The sequence below is a fragment of the Streptomyces aurantiacus JA 4570 genome (assembly GCF_000414115.1).
Lineage (GTDB): Bacteria > Actinomycetota > Actinomycetes > Streptomycetales > Streptomycetaceae > Streptomyces > Streptomyces aurantiacus_A.
In genome coordinates this window covers 1-18,455 of the sequence record NZ_AOPZ01000293.1, presented here as the reverse complement: position 1 = coordinate 18,455, position 18,455 = coordinate 1, and the positions used below count along the sequence as shown (strand labels likewise).

Genomic DNA, 18,455 nt, shown 5'->3' with positions numbered 1-18,455 from the left:
GGTTCCCTTCCCGGGGCGGGCCGGAGCGGCCGGTTCCCGCCGTCCGCCCCATCGGCGGTCACGACATGATCGGCAGCAGCCCGCCCAGATCGGCCCGTTCGCCGCACGCGCTGACCTGCGCCGCGTCGAGCGCTGCCGCCCATGTCGTACGTCCCGTGGCGAGCCGGATCCAGGTCAGCGGGTCGGTCTCGACGACGTTCGGCGGGGTGCCGCGGGTGTGCCGGGGGCCCTCGACGCACTGGACCACGGCGTACGGCGGAATCCGGACCTCCACCGAGCCGCCGGGTGCCTTCGCCGCGAGCGCGTCGGCGAGCAGCCGGGTGCAGGCGGCCAGGGCCTGGCGGTCGTAGGGCACGTCGAGGCCGGGCAGGGCGTCGTTCAAGTCGTCGGTGTGGACGACGAGTTCGACGGTGCGGGTGACCATGAAGTCGGCGAGGGTCATGCCGCCGAAGCGCGAGGGCACGAGGCGGGTGCCGGGGGCGGCGGGGAGGGTGTCCGCGAGCCGGTCGAGGGCGTGCGCGAAGAGGGCGTCGAGGCCGGTGCCCGCGGCCACGATCGCGTGCACGTCCTCGTCCACCTGGCTCGCGGCCGACGAGGTGCGGAACGCCCAGTCCTGGAGCGGCACTTCGAGCTTGTCGGGCTCGGGCGCGTCCAGGTACCGGGCGACGGAGCCGAGCACCATCGTGAGGTGGGCGGCCAGTTCGCGCACCGTCCAGTCCCCGAGCCGGGTGGGCGCGGCGAGTTGCTCCGGCGTCAGCCCCGCGACGGCCTCGCGCACCGTGGCGTACTGGGTGAGCACGGCGGTGCGGATCTTCGTCGGGTCGTAGCTGCGCATGCGCTTTTTCGCCGGTGGCATGGGGGCGAGCCTAAGCCTTCACGGCGTATCCGCTGAGTCCTTTTTCCACCAGGTCGAAGGCGTCGCGGGCGAGCCGCGCGGCGTCGGTGGCGACCTGGTCGAGGGGGTCGCCGGCCGCGCGGCGGCGGTGCACCTCGGCGAACACGGCGTTGCGTACGCCGATCAGCTGGGCCGCGGCGACCTCCGCGAGGACCGCGTCGCCGGTCTCCGCCGCGAGGACGCCGGCGAGGAACTGCTGGCGGCGCAGGTGAAAGGAGTGCGCGCGGTGCAGGAGCACCGGCGTCTCGGTGACCAGGCGCAGGACCTGGACCGTGCGGGGGCTGTCGCTCAGGCCGACGGACGCGTCGCGCGCCTCGATCAGGTCGAGCAGTTGCCGGCGCAGCGCGTCGGCGGCGGACTCTCCGGGGGCGCGGTCGCGCACGGCGTCGGCGGCGTCCGCGACGTGCTCCTCCATGGGGCCGAGGAGCACGTCCTCCTTCGTACCGAAGTAGTTGAAGACGGTCATCTTCGAGACGTCGGCGGCGGCCGCGATCTCCGCGACGGACACCTTGTCGAAGCCGCGCTCGACGAACAGCTCCACCGCGGCCTGCCAGATCCGCGAGGCGGTCTGCCGCTTCTTGCGCTCCCGCAGGCCCGGCGCCCGGCCGTCCGGCGACCGGCCGTCCGGCTCACGGACTGCGGGCTCGTCCGCCGACGCGGCTCCTCGTGCTGCCATGCCCGGACTATACCAGGATGAATTTTGTTTACGGATGAAAAATAGACTCGGTATACGTATTGGCGTCCACCGTGAACTTCTCCTTGTTGGCGGGCACCCCGACTCCCCGCCACCGGAACGGAATTCCCCGCGCCGTCTCCAGGTCCGGTCCGTCCATGAGCTGGAAGTGCACATGCGGTTCGGTGGAGTTGCCGGAGTTCCCGCAGCCGCCGAGCCGCTGCCCGGCGACGACCTTGTCCCCCGCCCGTACCGCGAGCGAGCCCCGCTGAACGTGCGCGTACATGGCGAACACCCCCTCGCCGAGGTCGAGGACGATGTGATTGCCGACGATGCGGCGGGTCCCGCCGATCACCCTGCCGACGCCCTCGATCAGCCAGAAGTACAGCACCCCGACGAGCGAGCTGCGGCTGAGGTGGTCGCGCTGGCCGTCCTCGGCGTGCACGACGGTGGCATCGGCCACCGCGTGCAGCGGCGCCCCGAAGGCGGGGTATGCCTGACCGCGCCGGGCGACGGGCCAGAACCAGACGGGGGCCGGGCGGGCCGGCCCCTGCTCCGGCTCGGCCGTGATGTCGATGGCGTAGGTCTGGCCGAGGTGGTGCGTGCCGTGGCTCGGCACCTTGTCGGCCGGGCTGTTCAGCGCCGACCAGCGGCCGGTGACCGGCGGCCCGACCTCGACCGCCGCCCGGGACTCCAGCTGGATGTGCTTCCCGGCGGTGCGGCCCCGCAGGACGTCGAGGGCGATCGCGCCGAGCGCGGGCAGCCAGGTGAGCCAGTAGTTGTAGGGCAGGTCGACGAAGAGGTCCACGGTCACATGGGCGAAGAAGGTGATCCACAGGACGCGGCTGATGACGAAGAGGAGCTTGCGCAGGCGTATGGACATGGTCGTTCCCCCTGACGGATTCGGTGTGCTCAGGGCCGGGCGGCCGCGACGAAGACGAGCAGCGGCACCACCCGGTCCGCCGGGACGGCGTAGCGGCCGCGGGCCGTGGTGTGCAGCCAGCCCGCGCCGGACAGCTGGCGCAGGTGGTGGTAGATCTGGCCGGTCGTGCCGAGCTCGTCGAGCGCGGCCAGGTCCGCGGCGGTGCGGCGGCCGCCGAGGATCTCCCGCAGCAGTCGCAGCCGCACGGGATGGCCGAGCGCGGCGAAGGAGTCGGCGGCCTCGGACCAGTCGCCGTCGAGGAGCACGTCGGTGAACTGGCCGGTCTGCCAGTCGTACCGCTCACCGGTCGGCAGCCGGACCGCACCGGTGTACAGCACGCCGCCGTCGGCTGCGTTGTGCTTCGCGAGCTGCGCCTTCAGGCCCTCCAGGGCCCAGAAGTCGCTCTCGCTCACGGCGGGCGCGGCCTCGTCACGGTCGCGGCCCGCGCCCTCCAGGGCCGCCATGCGCCGCTCAAGGTCGGCGACGCGCTCTTCCAACTCCATGATCGTAGGTTACGTAATTACGTAATTTCAAACAAGCCGAGATCGCCAACGGCGCGGACCCGGCCCCCCGCAGCACGAAGCCCCCGTCCGGACCAGGGCCGGACGGGGGCTCGAAGACAGACTCTCAGGCGAACAGCTCCGGGATCGTCCCCGTGTGCGCCGTCCGCAGCTCCTCCAGGGAAAGCTGGAACTGGCCCTGCACCTCGACGGCGTCGCCGTCGACCACGCCGATCCGCGTGACCGGCAGCCCCCGCGCCCCGCACATGTCGGTGAACCGCAGCTCCTCGCTGCGCGGCACGGACACCACGGCACGCCCCGCGGACTCGCTGAGCAGGAACGTGAAGGCGTCCCCCGTGGCGGAGCCACCAGTGGACAGCGTGTCCGGGACGACCAAGCGCGCGCCGACCCCGCCGCGCAGGCAGGACTCCACGACCGCCTGGATCAGGCCGCCGTCAGACAGGTCGTGCGCGGCGTCGATCATGCCGTCGCGGGATGCGGAGATCAGGATCTCGGCGAGCAGCCGCTCCCGCTCCAGGTCGACCTTCGGCGGCAGGCCCCCGAGGTGGTCGTGCACGACCTGGGACCAGGCCGAGCCGCCGAACTCCTCGTGGGTCTCGCCGAGCAGGTAGAGGAGCTGGCCCTCTTCCTTGAAGGCGATCGGCGTGCGGCGCGTGACGTCGTCGATGACGCCGAGCACGGCCACGACGGGCGTCGGGTGGATCGCCGTCTCGCCGGTCTGGTTGTAGAGCGAGACGTTGCCGCCGGTCACCGGGGTGCCGAGCTGGAGGCAGCCGTCCGCGAGACCGCGCGTGGCCTCCGCGAACTGCCACATCACGTCCGGGTCCTCGGGGGAGCCGAAGTTCAGGCAGTTGGAGATGGCGAGCGGCTTGGCGCCGGAGGCGGCGACGTTGCGGTACGACTCGGCGAGCGCGAGCTGCGCGCCCGCGTACGGGTCGAGCTTCGCGTACCGCCCGTTGCCGTCCGTGGCCATCGCGACGCCCAGGTTCGACTCCTCGTCGACGCGGACCATGCCCGCGTCCTCGGGCTGCGCGAGGATCGTGTTGCCCTGCACGAAACGGTCGTACTGGTCGGTGATCCACGCCTTGGACGCCTGGTTCGGGGACGCGACCAGCTTGAGGATCTGCTCCTTCAGCTCGGCCGAATTCGCCGGGCGCGCCAGCTTGTTGGCGTCGTCCGCCTGGAGCGCGTCCTGCCAGGAGGGGCGCGCGAACGGCCGGTGGTAGACCGGGCCCTCGTGCGCGACCGTGCGCGGCGGTACGTCGACGATCTGCTCGCCGTGCCAGAAGATCTCCAGGCGCTCGCCCTCGGTCACCTCACCGATGACGGTCGCGATGACGTCCCACTTCTCGCAGATCTCCATGAACCGGTCGACCTTGTCCGGCTCGACGACCGCGCACATGCGTTCCTGCGACTCGCTCATGAGGATCTCCTCGGGCGAGAGCGAGGAGTCGCGCAGCGGGACCGTGTCCAGGTCCACGCGCATGCCGCCCGAACCGGCCGACGCCAGCTCGCTGGTGGCGCAGGAGAGGCCCGCGCCGCCGAGGTCCTGGATGCCCGCGACCAGCTTCTCCCCGAAGATCTCCAGGGTGCACTCGATGAGCAGCTTCTCCTGGAAGGGGTCACCGACCTGGACGGCCGGGCGCTTGGCGGGCCCGGTCGACTCGAAGGTCTCGCTCGCGAGCACGGAGACGCCGCCGATGCCGTCGCCGCCCGTGCGGGCCCCGTACAGGATGACCTTGTTGCCGGTGCCGGACGCCTTCGCGAGGTGGATGTCCTCGTGCTTCATGACGCCGATGCAGCCCGCGTTGACCAGCGGATTTCCCTGGTAGCAGGGATCGAAGACGACCTCGCCGCCGATGTTGGGCAGGCCCAGGCAGTTGCCGTAGCCGCCGATGCCCGCGACCACGCCGGGCAGCACCCGCTTGGTGTCGGGGTGGTCGGCGGCGCCGAACCGCAGCGGGTCCACGACGGCGACCGGGCGCGCGCCCATCGCGAGGATGTCGCGCACGATGCCGCCGACGCCGGTGGCGGCGCCCTGGTACGGCTCGATGTACGAGGGGTGGTTGTGCGACTCGACCTTGAAGGTGACCGCGTAGCCCTGGCCGACGTCGACGACGCCCGCGTTCTCGCCGATGCCGACGAGCATCGCGTCGTTGTCCGGAACCTTCTCGCCGAACTGCTTCAGGTGCACCTTGCTGCTCTTGTACGAGCAGTGCTCGGACCACATGACCGAGTACATGGCGAGTTCGGCGCCGGTCGGGCGGCGGCCGAGGATCTCGCGGATGCGCGCGTACTCGTCTTCCTTCAGGCCGAGTTCCTTCCAGGGCTGCTCGGCCTCGGCGGTCTGCTCGGCGTGCTTGACGGTGTCCAGGGTCATCGTGCACCCACCAGGTTCTTCAGGATCGAGGTGAAGAAGCCCAGGCCGTCCGTGCGGCCCGTCCCGATCAGCGGCTCCACGGCGTGCTCGGGGTGCGGCATCAGGCCGACCACGTTCCCGGCCGCGTTCGTGATGCCGGCGATGTCGCGCAGCGAGCCGTTCGGGTTCATGTCCAGGTAGCGGAAGGCGACGCGGCCCTCGGCCTCCAGCATGTCGAGGGTGCGCTCGTCGGCGACGTACCGCCCGTCGATGTTCTTCAGCGGGATCGAGATCTCCTGGCCGGGCTCGTAATCGGCCGTCCAGGCAGTCGAGTTGGTCTCCACGCGCAGCTTCTGGTCACGGCAGATGAAGTGCAGGTGGTTGTTCCGCAGCATCGCGCCGGGCAGCAGGTGCGTCTCGGTCAGGACCTGGAAGCCGTTGCAGATGCCGAGCACCGGCATTCCGGCCTTGGCCTGGTCGATGACCGACTCCATGACGGGCGAAAAGCGGGAGATGGCGCCCGCGCGCAGATAGTCGCCGTAGGAGAAACCGCCCGGCAGGACCACCGCGTCGACCTGCTTGAGGTCCTTGTCGCGGTGCCACAGCGGCACGGCCTCGGCACCGGCGACGCGGACGGCGCGCTGCGTGTCGCGGTCGTCGAGCGTTCCCGGAAAAGTGACGACTCCGATTCGAGCAGTCACTTCGCCCCCACCGCGGGCTCAGAGTCCTCGGACTCTTCGACCTTTACGACGAAGTCCTCGATCACGGTGTTGGCGAGGAAGGTTTCCGCCATCTCGTGGATACGGGCGAGCGCGGCCTCGTCGACCGGCCCGTCGACCTCGAGTTCGAAGCGCTTTCCCTGACGTACGTCGGAGATGCCCTGGAAACCGAGGCGCGGCAGTGCACGCTGCACCGCCTGTCCCTGGGGGTCGAGGATCTCCGGCTTGAGCATGACGTCGACTACGACGCGTGCCACTGGCACTCCCGGTGTGTGGTGCTTGCGAGGTACTGCTCGCCCGGTCCTGAGCAGGCTGCCGAGCAGGTTCCTTCAGACTACCCGTACAAAATTTCTACCCGCGTAGATTCGTAGCAACATACGTGACCACGGTCACTTCACAGCGGTCGCCGGGGCGTCGAACAGGACACATCCGCGAAAAATCCTGGAAAAGATCACAGCTCGCCATTGCGCCCGCCACCCCGCCGCACCCACCCTGCTGGAGAAGTGGCCGACCTGCCCGTATTCTCCCGGACACGACGCCGGAACACGCGGTCAGTTTTCGTCGGCTTCACCATTCAATGCCAGGCACTGTACAAAGGAATTGGCAATAGCCGATACTTTGTCCCATAACTGCCGGACAGTCGGCATCACCGCACGTCATTGCACGTCAATGCGGTGGCGTCGCACGAAAGGACCGATATTCGTGGCGCAGCGTGTCGTGGTCACTCTCTATGACGACATCGACGGCTCAGAAGCGGCGGAAACGGTCGCCTTCGGTCTTGACGGGAAGTCGTACGAGATCGATCTCAACCAAACCAATGCCGAGAAACTCCGCAAGGTGCTCGCCCCCTACCTGGACGCGGCCCGCAAGCAGTCGAAGTCCGGCAAGGTCTACCGGCACACGGCGGTGACCCCCGACCCGGCCGCCGTGCGCGCCTGGGCCCGCTCGCACCAGCTCGACGTACCGCCGCGCGGGCGGATCCCGAAGAAGGTGTACGAGGCGTTCGAAGCCGCCAACTGATCCCGCCGGCGATCTCGGCAGGGACCCCGGTGCCGACCTCGGCGCGGACTCCGTACGGGGGTGCTGTGCAGCCGACTTGCGCAGCACCCCCGCTGGTCAGCTAGAGTCTGGAGCACGCCGAGGGGCGAGGCCGAAAAGGCCGAACCCCAAGGAGTCGTGCGGGTGTAGTTCAGTAGTAGAACATCCCCCTTCCAGGGGGAAGGCGCAGTGTGCAATTCCTGTCACCCGCTCCGCACCGCTCACCGATCACCCATTCGGGTGCGGTAAGCTGGTGCTCGCGCCGATCAGTGAGAGCTGGTCGGAGGCAATGCGAACGTAGCTCAGTTGGTAGAGCGCAACCTTGCCAAGGTTGAGGTCGCGAGTTCGAACCTCGTCGTTCGCTCCACATATGAAGGCCCGGCGCCCCAGGCGCCGGGCCTTCGTCGTGCCCGAACACGGGCGAGACCGCGACCGCCGGCCTGACATTTGTCATGCGGGTCGATGACAACGCGCACTGCCCGCCGCCCCGGCGCCGGGCGAGCCTTGAGTCATGACAGACCAAGTGATCGACGTGACCGGCCTGCGGCGCAGCTACGCGGGCGGTTTCGAGGCGGTCCGGGGGATCTCGTTCACCGTGGGCCGCGGTGAACTGTTCGCTCTTCTCGGCACCAACGGCGCGGGCAAGACATCCACCGTCGAGCTCCTCGAAGGGCTCGCACAACCCGCCGGCGGCACGGTGCGGGTGCTCGGGCACGACCCGTACCGGGAACGGGACGCGGTGCGGCCCCGCATCGGCGTGATGCTCCAGGAAGGCGGCTTCCCCTCCGAGCTGACCGTCACCGAGACCGCGCGCATGTGGGCCGGGTGCACCAGCGGCGCACGCCCCGTCCACGAGGCGCTCGAAGCCGTCGGGCTCGCCGGACGCGGCGGGGTCCGCGTGAAACAGCTCTCCGGCGGCGAGAAGCGGCGCCTCGACCTCGCGATGGCGCTCATCGGCGACCCCGAAGTGCTGTTCCTGGACGAGCCGAGTTCCTGGACGAGCCGACCACCGGACTCGACGCCGAAGGCCGCCGCGAGACCTGGAACTTGGTGCGCGCCCTGCGCGAGCGGGGCACCACCGTGCTGCTCACCACCCACTACCTGGAAGAGGCCGAGCAGCTCGCCGACCGCCTCGCGATCCTGCACGAAGGACGCATCGCCACCGCGGGCAGCGTCGCCGACGTCGTCGCCTCCCAGCCCTCGCACATCTCCTTCGAGCTGCCCGAGGGATACCTCCCCGGCGACCTCCCGCCCCTCGCCCAACTCGGCGTGAACGGCCACGACATGGCGGGCCGCCGGATGCGGCTGCGCACGACCGAGCTCCAGCGGGCCGCGACCGGGCTGCTGATGTGGGCCGAACGGGCCGGGGTCGAGCTGCGCGGGCTCGACGTACGGGCCGCGTCGCTGGAAGAGGCGTTCCTGCGGATCGCGCAGGACGCGAACAAAGAGATCCCCCAGGGCACGGGCAACCAGGGCACGGACAAGGAGACGGTGGCATGAGCTCGACGACCACGGCGCCGCGGGCCGTGCCCGCCGGTGCCGCCGCCCGGACCACCCCGGCCCAACGCCTGCGGGCGCTGGCGCGGGCCGAGCTGACGCTGCTCGGCCGCAGCAAGGGCGTGCTGTTCACGGCGATGTTCGTGCCGCTCATGATGCCGTTCAGCGTGCGCCAGGCCGCCGACGGGATGGACCTGGACGGCACCGGCCTGTCGGTCGGCTCGATCGTCCTGCCGTCCGCCATCGGCTTCTCCCTCATCTTCGCGGTCTACTCGGCGCTGGTGAGCGTCTACGCCTCCCGGCGCGAGGAACTCGTACTGAAGCGGCTGCGCACCGGCGAGGTGCGGGACCTGGAGATCCTCGCGGGCGCCGCGCTGCCGCACGTGGCCGTCGGACTCGCGCAGTGCCTGCTCCTCACGGCCGCCTGCACGGCGCTGCTCGACGTGGGCGCCCCCGACGCGCCGCTCTACGCCGTGCTGGGCCTCCTGCTCGCCCTGGTGCTGTGGCCCGTGCTCGCGGCGGTCACGGCGAGCTTCAGCCGGAGCGTGGAGAGCGCCCAGGTCGCGGCGATGCCGCTGGTGCTCCTCTCGTTCCTCGGCTCCGGCACGCTGGTGCCCCTCGAAGTCCTGCCGGACAAGGTCGCCGCCGTCTGCGAACTGCTGCCGCTCACCCCGACGATCGAGCTGATCCGCGGCGGCTGGACCGGAGACCTGACCGGCGCCGAGGCCCTGCGCGCCATCGCGATCGCGGTGGCCTGGATCTGGGTCGGCGTGTTTGCTGTACGAAGGTGGTTCCGCTGGGAGCCGAGGGGCTGACGAGGGGCCGAGCGGGCGAAGGGATGCGGGAGCAGTGGGCCGGATACGGGGTTTGCGGCGTGAGTGGCGTGGGCTGAAGAAGATCGAGCAGGTCGAGTCCTACAGCATGGTCATGTGGCACGTCATGCCGTGGTTCCTGCTCGTCGGCTGGCTGGTGCTGCCGGTGGGCCTGAGCCTGCGGCACGACGTCACGGCGCAGATCCTGGGCTGGACGTTGATCGCGGTGGCCGCGCTGCAGTGCGCGCACCTGAACCGCGCCCTGCGGCGCTCCGTCGACCACTACCTGGGCCGCGCCGAGATGCCGCGCCGCGACCTGGCCGTCGCGCTCGGCCTCGCCCTCGCCGCCTTCGCCCTCGCGCTCGCGCTCGGACACATCGACGGCGTCACGGACGGCATGGTCGGCTTCGCCGCGCTGTTCCTGATCACTCCGTACGCGCAGGCGCTGGCCTTCGCCGTACCGCTGAAGAGCTTCTTCCGCCGCCTCGCCGTGATCGGCGCCGCGCTGGTGGCGGGCTTCGCCGCCGTCGGCGTGCGCGACGGCAGGCTGTTCGGCCTTGCCGGACTCGTCGCCTTCGGCGGCCTGACCGCCCTGCTGACCGCGCGGTGCGGGGCCTGGTCGCTGTCCGTGATGTGGGAGGCGGACCGGGCCCGGGAGGTCGAGGCCCGCCTCGCGGTGGCCGAGGAGCGGCTGCGCTTCGGCCGTGATCTGCACGACGTGATGGGGCGCAACCTCGCCGTCATCGCGCTCAAGAGCGAGCTCTCCGTGCAGCTCGCCCGGCGCGGACGGCCCGAGGCCGTGGAGCAGATGATCGAGGTGCAGCGGATCGCCCAGGAGTCCCAGCGGGAGATCCGGGAAGTCGTACGCGGCTATCGCGACATCGACCTCGGGGTGGAACTCGTCGGCGCCCAGGGCGTCCTGGAGGCGGCCGGGATCGCGTGCCGGGTCACCGGCGCGCCGGACGGGCTGCCCGACGCCGCGCAGTCCGCGCTCGGCTGGGTGGTGCGGGAGGGCACGACGAACGTGCTGCGGCACGGCGACGCGCGGAGCTGTGCCATCGAGCTTTCGGTCGCGGAAGGACGTACGACATTGATCATCGAGAACGACGGGGTGCCGGACGCCGCCGCGGGCCCCGGCGGATCCGGGCTCACCGGCCTCAGGGAACGGCTGACCGAGGTGGGCGGAACCCTGGAGCACCACAGCGCCGAGGGCCGCTTCCGGCTCACCGCCCGGGTGCCGCTGCCCGACCGGGAGCCGCCCGCGGGACCCCGACCGGCGCGGCCCGAGGCGAGGGCGCTGTGACGACCGTGCGCGTGCTGCTCGCCGACGACGAGCATCTGATCCGGGGCGCGCTGGCCGCCCTCCTGGCCCTTGAGGACGACCTGGTCGTCGTCGCCGAGGCCGCGTCCGGGCCCGAGGCGCTGGCCATGGCGCGGGCCCACCGGCCCGATGTGGCCGTGCTCGATCTGCAGATGCCGGGGCTCGACGGTGTGAGTGTGGCCACATCCCTGCGCAAGGAACTCCCGGACTGCCAGGTCATGATCGTGACGAGTCATGGCAGACCGGGACACCTCAAGCGGGCCCTCGCGGTCGGTGTGCGGGGGTTCGTCCCCAAGACGATGAGCGCGCAGCGGCTCGCGGAGATCATCCGCACGGTGCACGCCGGAAACCGCTTCGTGGACCCGGAGTTGGCCGCCGACGCGATCTCCTCCGGAGACTCCCCGCTGACCGAGCGGGAGGCCGAGGTGCTCGAACTCGCCGCCGACGGGGCGCCCGTCGCGGAGATCGCGGAGCGGGCCGCGCTGTCGCAGGGGACCGTCCGCAACTACCTCTCCTCGGCGGTGACGAAGATCGGTGCGGAGAACCGGCATGCGGCGGTGCGTCTCGCGCGGGAGCGAGGTTGGGTATAGTGGCTTTCGCGCTTCGGCGCACTGCGGACGTAGCTCAGTTGGTAGAGCGCAACCTTGCCAAGGTTGAGGTCGCCAGTTCGAACCTGGTCGTCCGCTCCGCACAGAAGCCCCCCAGTTCCTGGAACCGGGGGGCTTCGTCGTGTGCGCGAAGGCTCGTTACGCCCAGGCCGTGCCCGTCAGACGCTCGTACGCCTCGATGTACTTGGCGCGGGTGGCGTCCACCACATCGGCGGGCAGCGGCGGGGGCGGCTGCTCGCTCGCGCGGTCCCAGCCGGAGGCGGCCGAGGTGAGCCAGTCGCGGACGTACTGCTTGTCGAAGGAGGGCTGGGCGTGGCCCGGCTCCCACTGGTCCGCGGGCCAGAAGCGGGACGAGTCCGGGGTAAGCACCTCGTCCGCGAGGACCAGCTCGTCCGCGGCGAAGCCGAACTCGAACTTCGTGTCCGCGAGGATCAGGCCGCGCTCGCGCGCGATGTCCCGCGCCCTGCCGTACACGGCGAGGGTCGTCTGCCGCAGCTGGGCCGCCGTCTCCGCGCCGACCTGCCGGGCCACCTCCTCATAGCTCACGTTCTCGTCGTGCTCGCCGACGGCTGCCTTCGCGGCCGGCGTGAAGATCGGCGCGGGCAGCTCCGAGCCGTCGACCAGGCCCTCGGGCAGGCCGATGCCGCAGACAGTGCGGGACTCCTTGTACTCGGCGAGCCCCGAGCCCGTCAGATAGCCGCGGGCGACGCACTCGACGGGGATCATCTTGAGCGACTTGCAGATGAGGGTGCGGCCCGCCCAGTCGGCGGGGGCGCCCCGCGGCAGGTCCGTGGAGATGACGTGGTTCGGGACGAGGTCCGCGAGCTGGTCGAACCACCACAGCGAGAGCTGGGTCAGGACCCGCCCCTTGTCGGGGATCTCGGTCGGCAGCACCCAGTCGTACGCCGACATGCGGTCGCTGGCGACCATGACGAGCTCGCCCGCCTCGTTCCGGTACAGCTCGCGCACCTTGCCGGTGTGCAGATGCACCAGACCCGGAACCTGGATCGGCTCGGGCTTTTCGACGAATCCGGACACGGTTCCTCCCGGTGGTTCTCTCCAAGTGCTCCGATTCTCCCGTACGCGGGGAATGGTTTTGGCCATGGGTCGGGCTCGGTGAGCCGGGGCGCCCTCAGTCCCGCTTGCAGATGCGGTCCAGGAGGTTGGCCGTGGCGCGCTGGACGCGCGGGTCGACATGGCCGGGGCGGTCCAGGGACGGGGTCCAGGCGAAGGTGCCGGACGCGAAGACGAGGGCGCCGGACGGGGCGCGGTAGAGCGACGTCTCCTGGTGCCGGGTGCTGCCCTCGCTGTCCGCGTACGGAGAGTGGGCGAGCAGGATGCGGTCCTGGTGCGCGGGGAGCGCGGTGCGCGGGAAATAGCGGTCGGCCTCGCCCGCGACCAGGCCGTCGATCTCGTCGCCCTCGTGCGCGCCGGTCGCCTCCCACAGCCAGTGGTCGGCGTTGCGGACGATCAGGGGGTGCGGCTCCGGGACCCGGCCCGCGTACTGGATGCCCATCAACTGCTGTTCGGGGACGTCGACTTCGCGCCACAGCGCGGCCTTGCCGGGGCCGCGGCGTTTTCGGCAGGTGAGCAGGCGGTCCGGGACGCCGGACGGCGACGGGCCCAACTCCACCTGCCAGTACATGGTGTTGGCGGAGAGGAAGACCAGGGACGTGCCGTGCTCGCGGGCCAGCTCGGTGGTGCGGCGCATCGCGGCCGACCAGTACTCGTCGTGGCCGGGGAAGACCAGGCCGCGATAGCGGGTGGGGTCGATGCGGCCCGCGTGCAGGTCGCGGGAGTCGGCGTACGCGAGGTCGTAGCCGTAGCGCTCGGCCCAGCGGATGAAGTCGTAGGCGTGGCCCACGTGCAGGGGCAGGCCCGCGCCCGCGTACGGCCGGTCGAAGGAGACCGTGGTCGCGGCCTCGCCCTCGCCGAGGAGGCGGCCGTGCTCGTCCCAGGCGTGGTAGAGGCTGGCGCCGGTGCTGCCGTCCTCGGGGTAGAGGTTGTACGCCTGCCAGGTGATGTCGGGCAGCAGGACGAGGAGGTCGGCGGCGGGTGCGCCGAGCTCGCCCTTGGCCGGCTCACCGGTGCCCGCCTTGACGCTGTCGCGGACGGTGAAGGGGACGTGCGAGCGGTAGCCGTCGGTGGTGGTGAGGACGGCGACGTACGCCCCGATGTTCCAGTACGACGGGATCTGCAGGCGCCAGGACAGCCACCAGTGGTGGCAGGAGACCGTGCGGTCGGCGGTGAGCGGGGGCGGCTGCACGATGCCCGCGAGGCGCGGGCTTGTGGTGATCTTGCGGGCGCCGTCGCCGCTGTAGTGCCCGATGCGGTAGATGTCCACGCTGAACTGCTGGGGCGGGTCCACGGTGATGTGGAAGTCGATCGCCTCGCCGGGGGCGGCGGCTCCGGTGCCGGTGAAGCCCTTGATCTGGCGGTGTACGTCGTCGGCGGTGCGGGGGCCGCCGCCGGGGCGGGGGGCGGGCACCGCGTTCGGTCCTGTGGCGCCCGGGGCGTGGTCCACGTACCAGGGCACCACGTGGCCCGTGTCGTCGAAGTAGTGCTCGGCGCCGCGGAGCCAGGGCAGCGGGCCCTGGCCGAACGGGTCGGTCACGGCGTGGGCGAGGGCACCCGACTCCCAGCGGCGGATCGGCTCCGGTCCCATGCGTTGTCCCCTCCCTCGCTCCCCCGAGCCTGGCTCCCTGGCGGCGGCGCGGTGTGACGCGCCTGGGTCGGCCACCGGTCCCAGCACATCACATTACGCACGCGGACCGTCACTGTTCGTCGTGAAATGGTTTGGGGGTGCTGTTCGTTGGGCTGCTTGCTGTCGGCGTGCTGGGTGCTGTCGGTCCGAGCGGATGGCCGGGCCGACGGGGGCCCTCAGACCAGGCGGACTGGTTTTTCCGGGCGGATGCCCTGGGTGGTGAGCCAGTGGCGGAGCGGTTCGGGGTCGCCGTTCTCGACGAGGGTGAGGACGCGGGGGGTGAGGTCGGCCGCGCGCTCGCCGTGTATGAGGAGCGAGGGGCCGTCCAGCCAGTCCAGGCCGGGCGCGGCTCCCGCCGTGTCGACGGCCGCGCAGCACACCATCGCCGTGACGTGGTCGGCCAGCAACTCCCGGCCCGAGCGGGGCGGTTGCAGCGGGAACAGCGGAAGCATGCCGTCCTCCCAGAGCGCTTCGTCCGGCCCCTGCCCTGCCGGGGCGGGCCGGGGCGGTGCGGCGGCCTCCTCGCGGGCCAGCTCGGCGCTGAGTCCGGCGGCCAGCGTTCCGCCGCGGCCTTCGGACGCGTCCGCTTCGTCGCCCTCGTCGTCGGCGAAGCCGATGTATTCGGTGAGGGCGGTGGTGTCCGGGGCGGCGGGGGTGCCCGAGGCCGCGTCGGTCTCCGGGCCCGCGGCCACGCGCGCGTCGGTCTCCGGGTCCGCGGCCACGCGCGCGTCGGCCCGCTCGGCCGCGGCCGCCTGTGTCTCTGCCGCGATCGCCGCTGCCTCCGCCGCGGCCGCCTGTGCCTCCGCCGCCGCCCGGCGTGCCGTCGCCTCCGGGTCCGTCAGGTGGTCGAGGACCCGGCCGAGGGTCGGGCCCTTGGGGTCGGGGGCCGTGGGGTCGGCGGAGCGGCTGACGCCCAGGGAGTCGAGGACGCGGTGCAGGCGGGCCGCGTCCGTGCGCCACTTGCGGTCCACGACCTCGTCCGGATACTCCTGCCAGGCCACCGGTGCCCAGCCGGGCCCGGGCTCGGCGGGGCCGCCGTGGAACAGCCGGGCGGCGAGCAGCGAGGCCGCCTCGTCCACCACGCCGGGCTCCTCCAGGAGGTCGCACGCGGGCCGCTCGCCGAGCCGGGATGCGAAGCCTTCGGCGAGGCGGTCCCTGCGGGACAGCTCAGTGAGGGCGGAGACCACGCCGGCGTCGAGCCGCGAGGGCCAGCGCCCCATGCGCCAGGCGGGCAGCGCGACCCGGGTCAGCAGCCGGTCCCAGCCCGCGTACGCGAGGCCGACCTGCTCCTGGGCGACGATCCGCACGCCATAGTCCACGGTCTGGGCGCGCTCGGCCGCGGCCGCCGCGACACCGCGCTCCATCTCCGCGGCGTGCACCCGGCAACTGCGCAGCAGCAGCCGCGCCACCCAGCCGACGCCGCCGAGGACGGTGCCGGTGAGCGGCCCGCGCCCCGGTGCGGAGGCGACGGCTACGGCGGCGTCCAGGCCGCGTACGAAACGGCGGGCGGCCGCTATGTCCGGGTGCGCCGACGGGCCCGTGCCCGCGACGACCGGCGCGAGGACCGCGCGCAGCTCGCCGACGCGCATCCACCACAGGAAGGGGGAGCCGATGACGAGGACCGGTGCGGCGGGGGCGCGGCGCTGGGGTGCCCGGGCGCCGCGTATCGCCGTGCCTGCGTCCCCCGGTCCCGGGGCCGCGTCCGTGGCGGTGCCGGCCCCAGCGTCCGCGTCGGTGCCCGTGCGGGGCGCGGCGCCGTCGGCCGGGGTGCCGTGCGCCCGGTGGGTGCGGTCCTCCAGCCAGCTGTCGCAGTCCGGGGTGAGCGCTATCGCCGAGGGGGCGGGGACTTCGAGGCGGTCGGCGAGGTCCCGCACCAGGCGGTACAGATCGGGGGCGGATGCCTCCGGGATCGGGACCGTGGGGCTCATGGCGGGCCTGGCCCGCGCGACGACGAGGGCGACCGCCCCGGCGCCGAGCAGCACGAGCACCGCGAGCGCCGTCACCGTCCAGCGCACGGCGTCCCAACTGCCGCCGCCTATGTGCCCCATGGCCGCCGCGGCGAGCAGCACGACGGCGACGGCCGCGGGCAGCAGGGCGACGGCCAGCGCCCGGCTGCGGATCCGCAGCACGGCGAGAGCCCGCGAGCGCGCGGCCTGCGCGCCCGCCTCCACACCCATCCCTGACACGACCGAAGTCACCCCCTGCTGCCTACAGCTCGGCCGGCGGCCGGAGCCGACGGCGCACGTCGATGGCGTTGCACACTCCCCCACTGTGGCACCCGCCACTGACATCGCAATGCCGGTGGGCTGTTTGGCTCTGAGTGCCTTCAATGCCTGCGCCGAACCCTAGTTGGGGTCCCGGGCACCGTCAGCCGGATGGCGGTGCGGTCACTCGATGGAATGGCTTTGGGTAAAGCTGACCCGCTCGACTGAGGGCGGCGGAAGAGGCCCGGGGCCGACGTCCGCCGGGCCGACCAGGCCCGCCGGTTCGGCAAGTCGGCGGCCGTCATACGGCGGGCTCAGTGCTCACGCTCCGTATTGCCTCGCGGGTCTACGGCCGACCGTAGTCACGTACAGCGCACGGCAGGGGGGGCGCCTGGGGGTCCGGGTGCGGACGCCGACGTACGCCCGCTCCCGAAAACGCATGACGCGCGCCCGCGGGTGCGGGACGCGCGTCACGGCGATGTGTCTCGGGCTACGCCTCGGACCGCGCCGCCTTCGCCGCGATGTCCGTGCGGTGCTGGGAGCCGTCCAGGCGGATGCGGGAGACCGCCGCGTACGCGCGCTCGCGCGCCTGGGCGAGGTCGGCGCCGGTGGCCGTCACGGAGAGGACGCGGCCGCCCGCGCTGACGACCGCGTCGCCGTCGTGCCTGGTCCCGGCGTGCAGGACGTACGCGTCCGGGGCGTCCTGGGCCGCGACCTCGGCGAGCCCTTCGATGGGGTCGCCGGTACGCGGCGTACCGGGGTAGTTGTGCGAGGCGATGACCACGGTGACCGCGGCGTCGTCGCTCCAGCGCAGCGGCGGGAGGTCCGCGAGGTTGCCGCTGGCCGCGGCGAGCAGGAGGCCCGCGAGCGGGGTCTTCAGGCGGGCGAGGACGACCTGCGTCTCGGGGTCGCCGAAGCGGGCGTTGAACTCGATGACGCGTACGCCACGACTGGTGATCGCAAGGCCGGCGTAGAGGAGCCCGGAGAACGGGGTGCCGCGGCGGCGCAGTTCGTCGACGGTGGGCTGGAGGACGGTCTCCATGACCTCGTCGACGAGCTTCGGGTCGGCCCACGGCAGCGGCGAATAGGCGCCCATGCCGCCGGTGTTGGGGCCTTCGTCGCCGTCGAGGGCGCGCTTGAAGTCCTGGGCGGGGCGCAGCGGGACGACGGTCACGCCATCGGTGACGGCGAAGAGGGAGACCTCGGGGCCGTCGAGGAACTCCTCGATGACGACGCGGCCGCAGGCGAGGGCGTGCTCGCGGGCCTGCTCGACGTCGGTGGTGACGACGACGCCCTTGCCGGCGGCGAGGCCGTCGTCCTTCACGACGTACGGAGCGCCGAAGGCGTCGAGGGCCTCGTCGACCTCCGCGGGCGTGGTGCAGACGTAGGAGCGGGCGGTGGGCACGCCGGCGCCCGCCATCACGTCCTTGGCGAATGCCTTGGACCCTTCGAGGAGGGCCGCCTCCTTCGACGGTCCGAAGCACGGGATGCCCGCTTCCCGCACGGCGTCGGCGACCCCGGCGACGAGCGGCGCCTCCGGCCCGACGACGACGAGCCCGGCGCCGAGCCCGGCCGCGAGGGCCGCCACCGCGTTGCCGTCGAGGGCGTCGACCTGGTGCAACTCGGCCACGTCCGCGATGCCGGCGTTGCCGGGGGCGCAGTGCAGGGCGGTGACCGCGGGGTCGAGGGACAGGGAGCGGCACAGGGCGTGTTCGCGGGCACCGCTGCCGATGACGAGGACCTTCACGGGGGTCAGCCTACGGGGTCCGGCGGGGCGCCCTTGTCCGGGCATCCGAGAGGACGGGCGGGGCCTGCTTGTACGTTTCTACGAGCCCGGCGGGCGGGGTGCGGGCCGCAGCCGTGCTTTGCCGTGCGGCGGGCGGCAGTTGGGGCGCCGCGGACGCGCTTCCGTGGTGCGCGCCCTACTCGTTCGGATACTCCTCCACGACCGTCGCGCCCAGTTCCCTGACGATCAGGTCGTGGCCGGAGAGGGCCGAGTCGACCAGGTCCGGGTCGTCGTCCTCCGGGATGTCGTCCTCCAGGGAGACGTGCCGCCGGGGGGCGCCGGGCTCGGGGTCCCGGGCCGGGGACGAGTCCCGCGCCGGGGCGGCGGAGTCGGGCCTGGCGGGGCCCGGCTGCTGCGGCGCCGGGGACGGGGCGGGGGACTGCGACGGCGCGGGCT

Annotated in this window: 15 protein-coding genes, 3 tRNA genes and 2 pseudogenes; 8 read left to right on the top strand and 12 right to left on the bottom strand. The window is 72.2% G+C overall.

The genetic code is table 11. The annotated features are described in order from the left end of the window. Positions 1-58: 58 nt before the first annotated feature. The 7 genes from STRAU_RS26070 to purS form a co-directional block, all read right to left on the bottom strand. Positions 59-856, bottom strand: coding sequence for a maleylpyruvate isomerase family mycothiol-dependent enzyme (locus STRAU_RS26070; protein WP_037661950.1), 798 nt, complete (start codon positions 854-856; stop codon positions 59-61). A gap of 10 nt (positions 857-866) precedes the next feature. After that, positions 867-1,571, bottom strand: coding sequence for a TetR/AcrR family transcriptional regulator (locus tag STRAU_RS26065; protein ID WP_016643390.1), 705 nt, complete (start codon positions 1,569-1,571; stop codon positions 867-869). A gap of 28 nt (positions 1,572-1,599) precedes the next feature. Next, complete coding sequence (locus STRAU_RS26060) at positions 1,600-2,451, bottom strand: M23 family metallopeptidase (RefSeq protein WP_016643389.1); 852 nt, start codon at positions 2,449-2,451, stop codon at positions 1,600-1,602. A 29-nt stretch (positions 2,452-2,480) separates the two neighbouring features. Beyond that, positions 2,481-2,993, bottom strand: coding sequence for an ArsR/SmtB family transcription factor (locus STRAU_RS26055; protein ID WP_016643388.1), 513 nt, complete (start codon positions 2,991-2,993; stop codon positions 2,481-2,483). A 124-nt stretch (positions 2,994-3,117) separates the two neighbouring features. Beyond that, the gene (gene purL / locus STRAU_RS26050) at positions 3,118-5,391 is read right to left on the bottom strand and encodes a phosphoribosylformylglycinamidine synthase subunit PurL (protein WP_016643387.1); all 2,274 of its coding nucleotides are present in this window, start codon (positions 5,389-5,391) and stop codon (positions 3,118-3,120) included. Then, positions 5,388-6,071: a phosphoribosylformylglycinamidine synthase subunit PurQ gene (purQ, locus tag STRAU_RS26045; RefSeq protein ID WP_016643386.1), complete on the bottom strand. Its 684-nt coding sequence runs from the start codon at positions 6,069-6,071 to the stop codon at positions 5,388-5,390. Before purQ ends, purL begins: the two co-directional genes overlap by 4 nt. Beyond that, positions 6,068-6,352: a phosphoribosylformylglycinamidine synthase subunit PurS gene (gene purS / locus STRAU_RS26040; protein ID WP_259299981.1), complete on the bottom strand. Its 285-nt coding sequence runs from the start codon at positions 6,350-6,352 to the stop codon at positions 6,068-6,070. Before purS ends, purQ begins: the two co-directional genes overlap by 4 nt. Before the next feature lie 439 nt (positions 6,353-6,791). Here purS and STRAU_RS26035 point away from each other — a divergent pair, with 439 nt between their 5' ends. The 8 genes and pseudogenes from STRAU_RS26035 to STRAU_RS26000 all read left to right on the top strand — a co-directional run bounded on the left by STRAU_RS26035 (position 6,792) and on the right by STRAU_RS26000 (position 11,443). Continuing rightward, positions 6,792-7,109, top strand: coding sequence for a histone-like nucleoid-structuring protein Lsr2 (locus STRAU_RS26035; protein ID WP_016643384.1), 318 nt, complete (start codon positions 6,792-6,794; stop codon positions 7,107-7,109). 158 nt (positions 7,110-7,267) lie between these two features. Further along, positions 7,268-7,339, top strand: a tRNA-Gly gene (locus STRAU_RS26030). A gap of 79 nt (positions 7,340-7,418) precedes the next feature. Beyond that, positions 7,419-7,494, top strand: a tRNA-Gly gene (locus STRAU_RS26025). An 85-nt stretch (positions 7,495-7,579) separates the two neighbouring features. Continuing rightward, a pseudogene (locus tag STRAU_RS26020) lies at positions 7,580-8,627 on the top strand (ABC transporter ATP-binding protein). Continuing rightward, a complete protein-coding gene (locus STRAU_RS26015) occupies positions 8,624-9,439 on the top strand; it encodes an ABC transporter permease (protein ID WP_016643382.1) in 816 nt (271 codons plus the stop codon). The pseudogene STRAU_RS26020 and the gene STRAU_RS26015 overlap by 4 nt, the downstream one beginning before the upstream one ends. A 52-nt stretch (positions 9,440-9,491) precedes the next feature. Further along, positions 9,492-10,739, top strand: coding sequence for a sensor histidine kinase (locus STRAU_RS26010; protein WP_259299980.1), 1,248 nt, complete (start codon positions 9,492-9,494; stop codon positions 10,737-10,739). Beyond that, positions 10,736-11,347, top strand: coding sequence for a response regulator transcription factor (locus tag STRAU_RS26005; RefSeq protein ID WP_016643380.1), 612 nt, complete (start codon positions 10,736-10,738; stop codon positions 11,345-11,347). Before STRAU_RS26010 ends, STRAU_RS26005 begins: the two co-directional genes overlap by 4 nt. Positions 11,348-11,370: 23 nt before the next feature. Further along, positions 11,371-11,443, top strand: a tRNA-Gly gene (locus STRAU_RS26000). Between the two features lie 60 nt (positions 11,444-11,503). Here the strand turns inward: STRAU_RS26000 and STRAU_RS25995 are convergent. The 5 genes and pseudogenes from STRAU_RS25995 to STRAU_RS25975 all read right to left on the bottom strand — a co-directional run. Then, complete coding sequence (locus STRAU_RS25995) at positions 11,504-12,403, bottom strand: phosphoribosylaminoimidazolesuccinocarboxamide synthase (RefSeq protein WP_016643379.1); 900 nt, start codon at positions 12,401-12,403, stop codon at positions 11,504-11,506. Positions 12,404-12,497: 94 nt separating this feature from the next. Next, complete coding sequence (locus STRAU_RS25990; RefSeq protein WP_016643378.1) at positions 12,498-14,030, bottom strand: N,N-dimethylformamidase beta subunit family domain-containing protein; 1,533 nt, start codon at positions 14,028-14,030, stop codon at positions 12,498-12,500. Positions 14,031-14,245: 215 nt separating this feature from the next. Then, complete coding sequence (locus STRAU_RS25985) at positions 14,246-16,246, bottom strand: hypothetical protein (protein WP_016643377.1); 2,001 nt, start codon at positions 16,244-16,246, stop codon at positions 14,246-14,248. A 517-nt stretch (positions 16,247-16,763) separates the two neighbouring features. Continuing rightward, a complete protein-coding gene (gene purD, locus STRAU_RS25980) occupies positions 16,764-18,020 on the bottom strand; it encodes a phosphoribosylamine--glycine ligase (RefSeq protein ID WP_016643375.1) in 1,257 nt (418 codons plus the stop codon). A 175-nt stretch (positions 18,021-18,195) separates the two neighbouring features. Further along, a pseudogene (locus tag STRAU_RS25975) lies at positions 18,196-18,455 on the bottom strand (DNA polymerase III subunit gamma and tau); the annotation flags it as partial.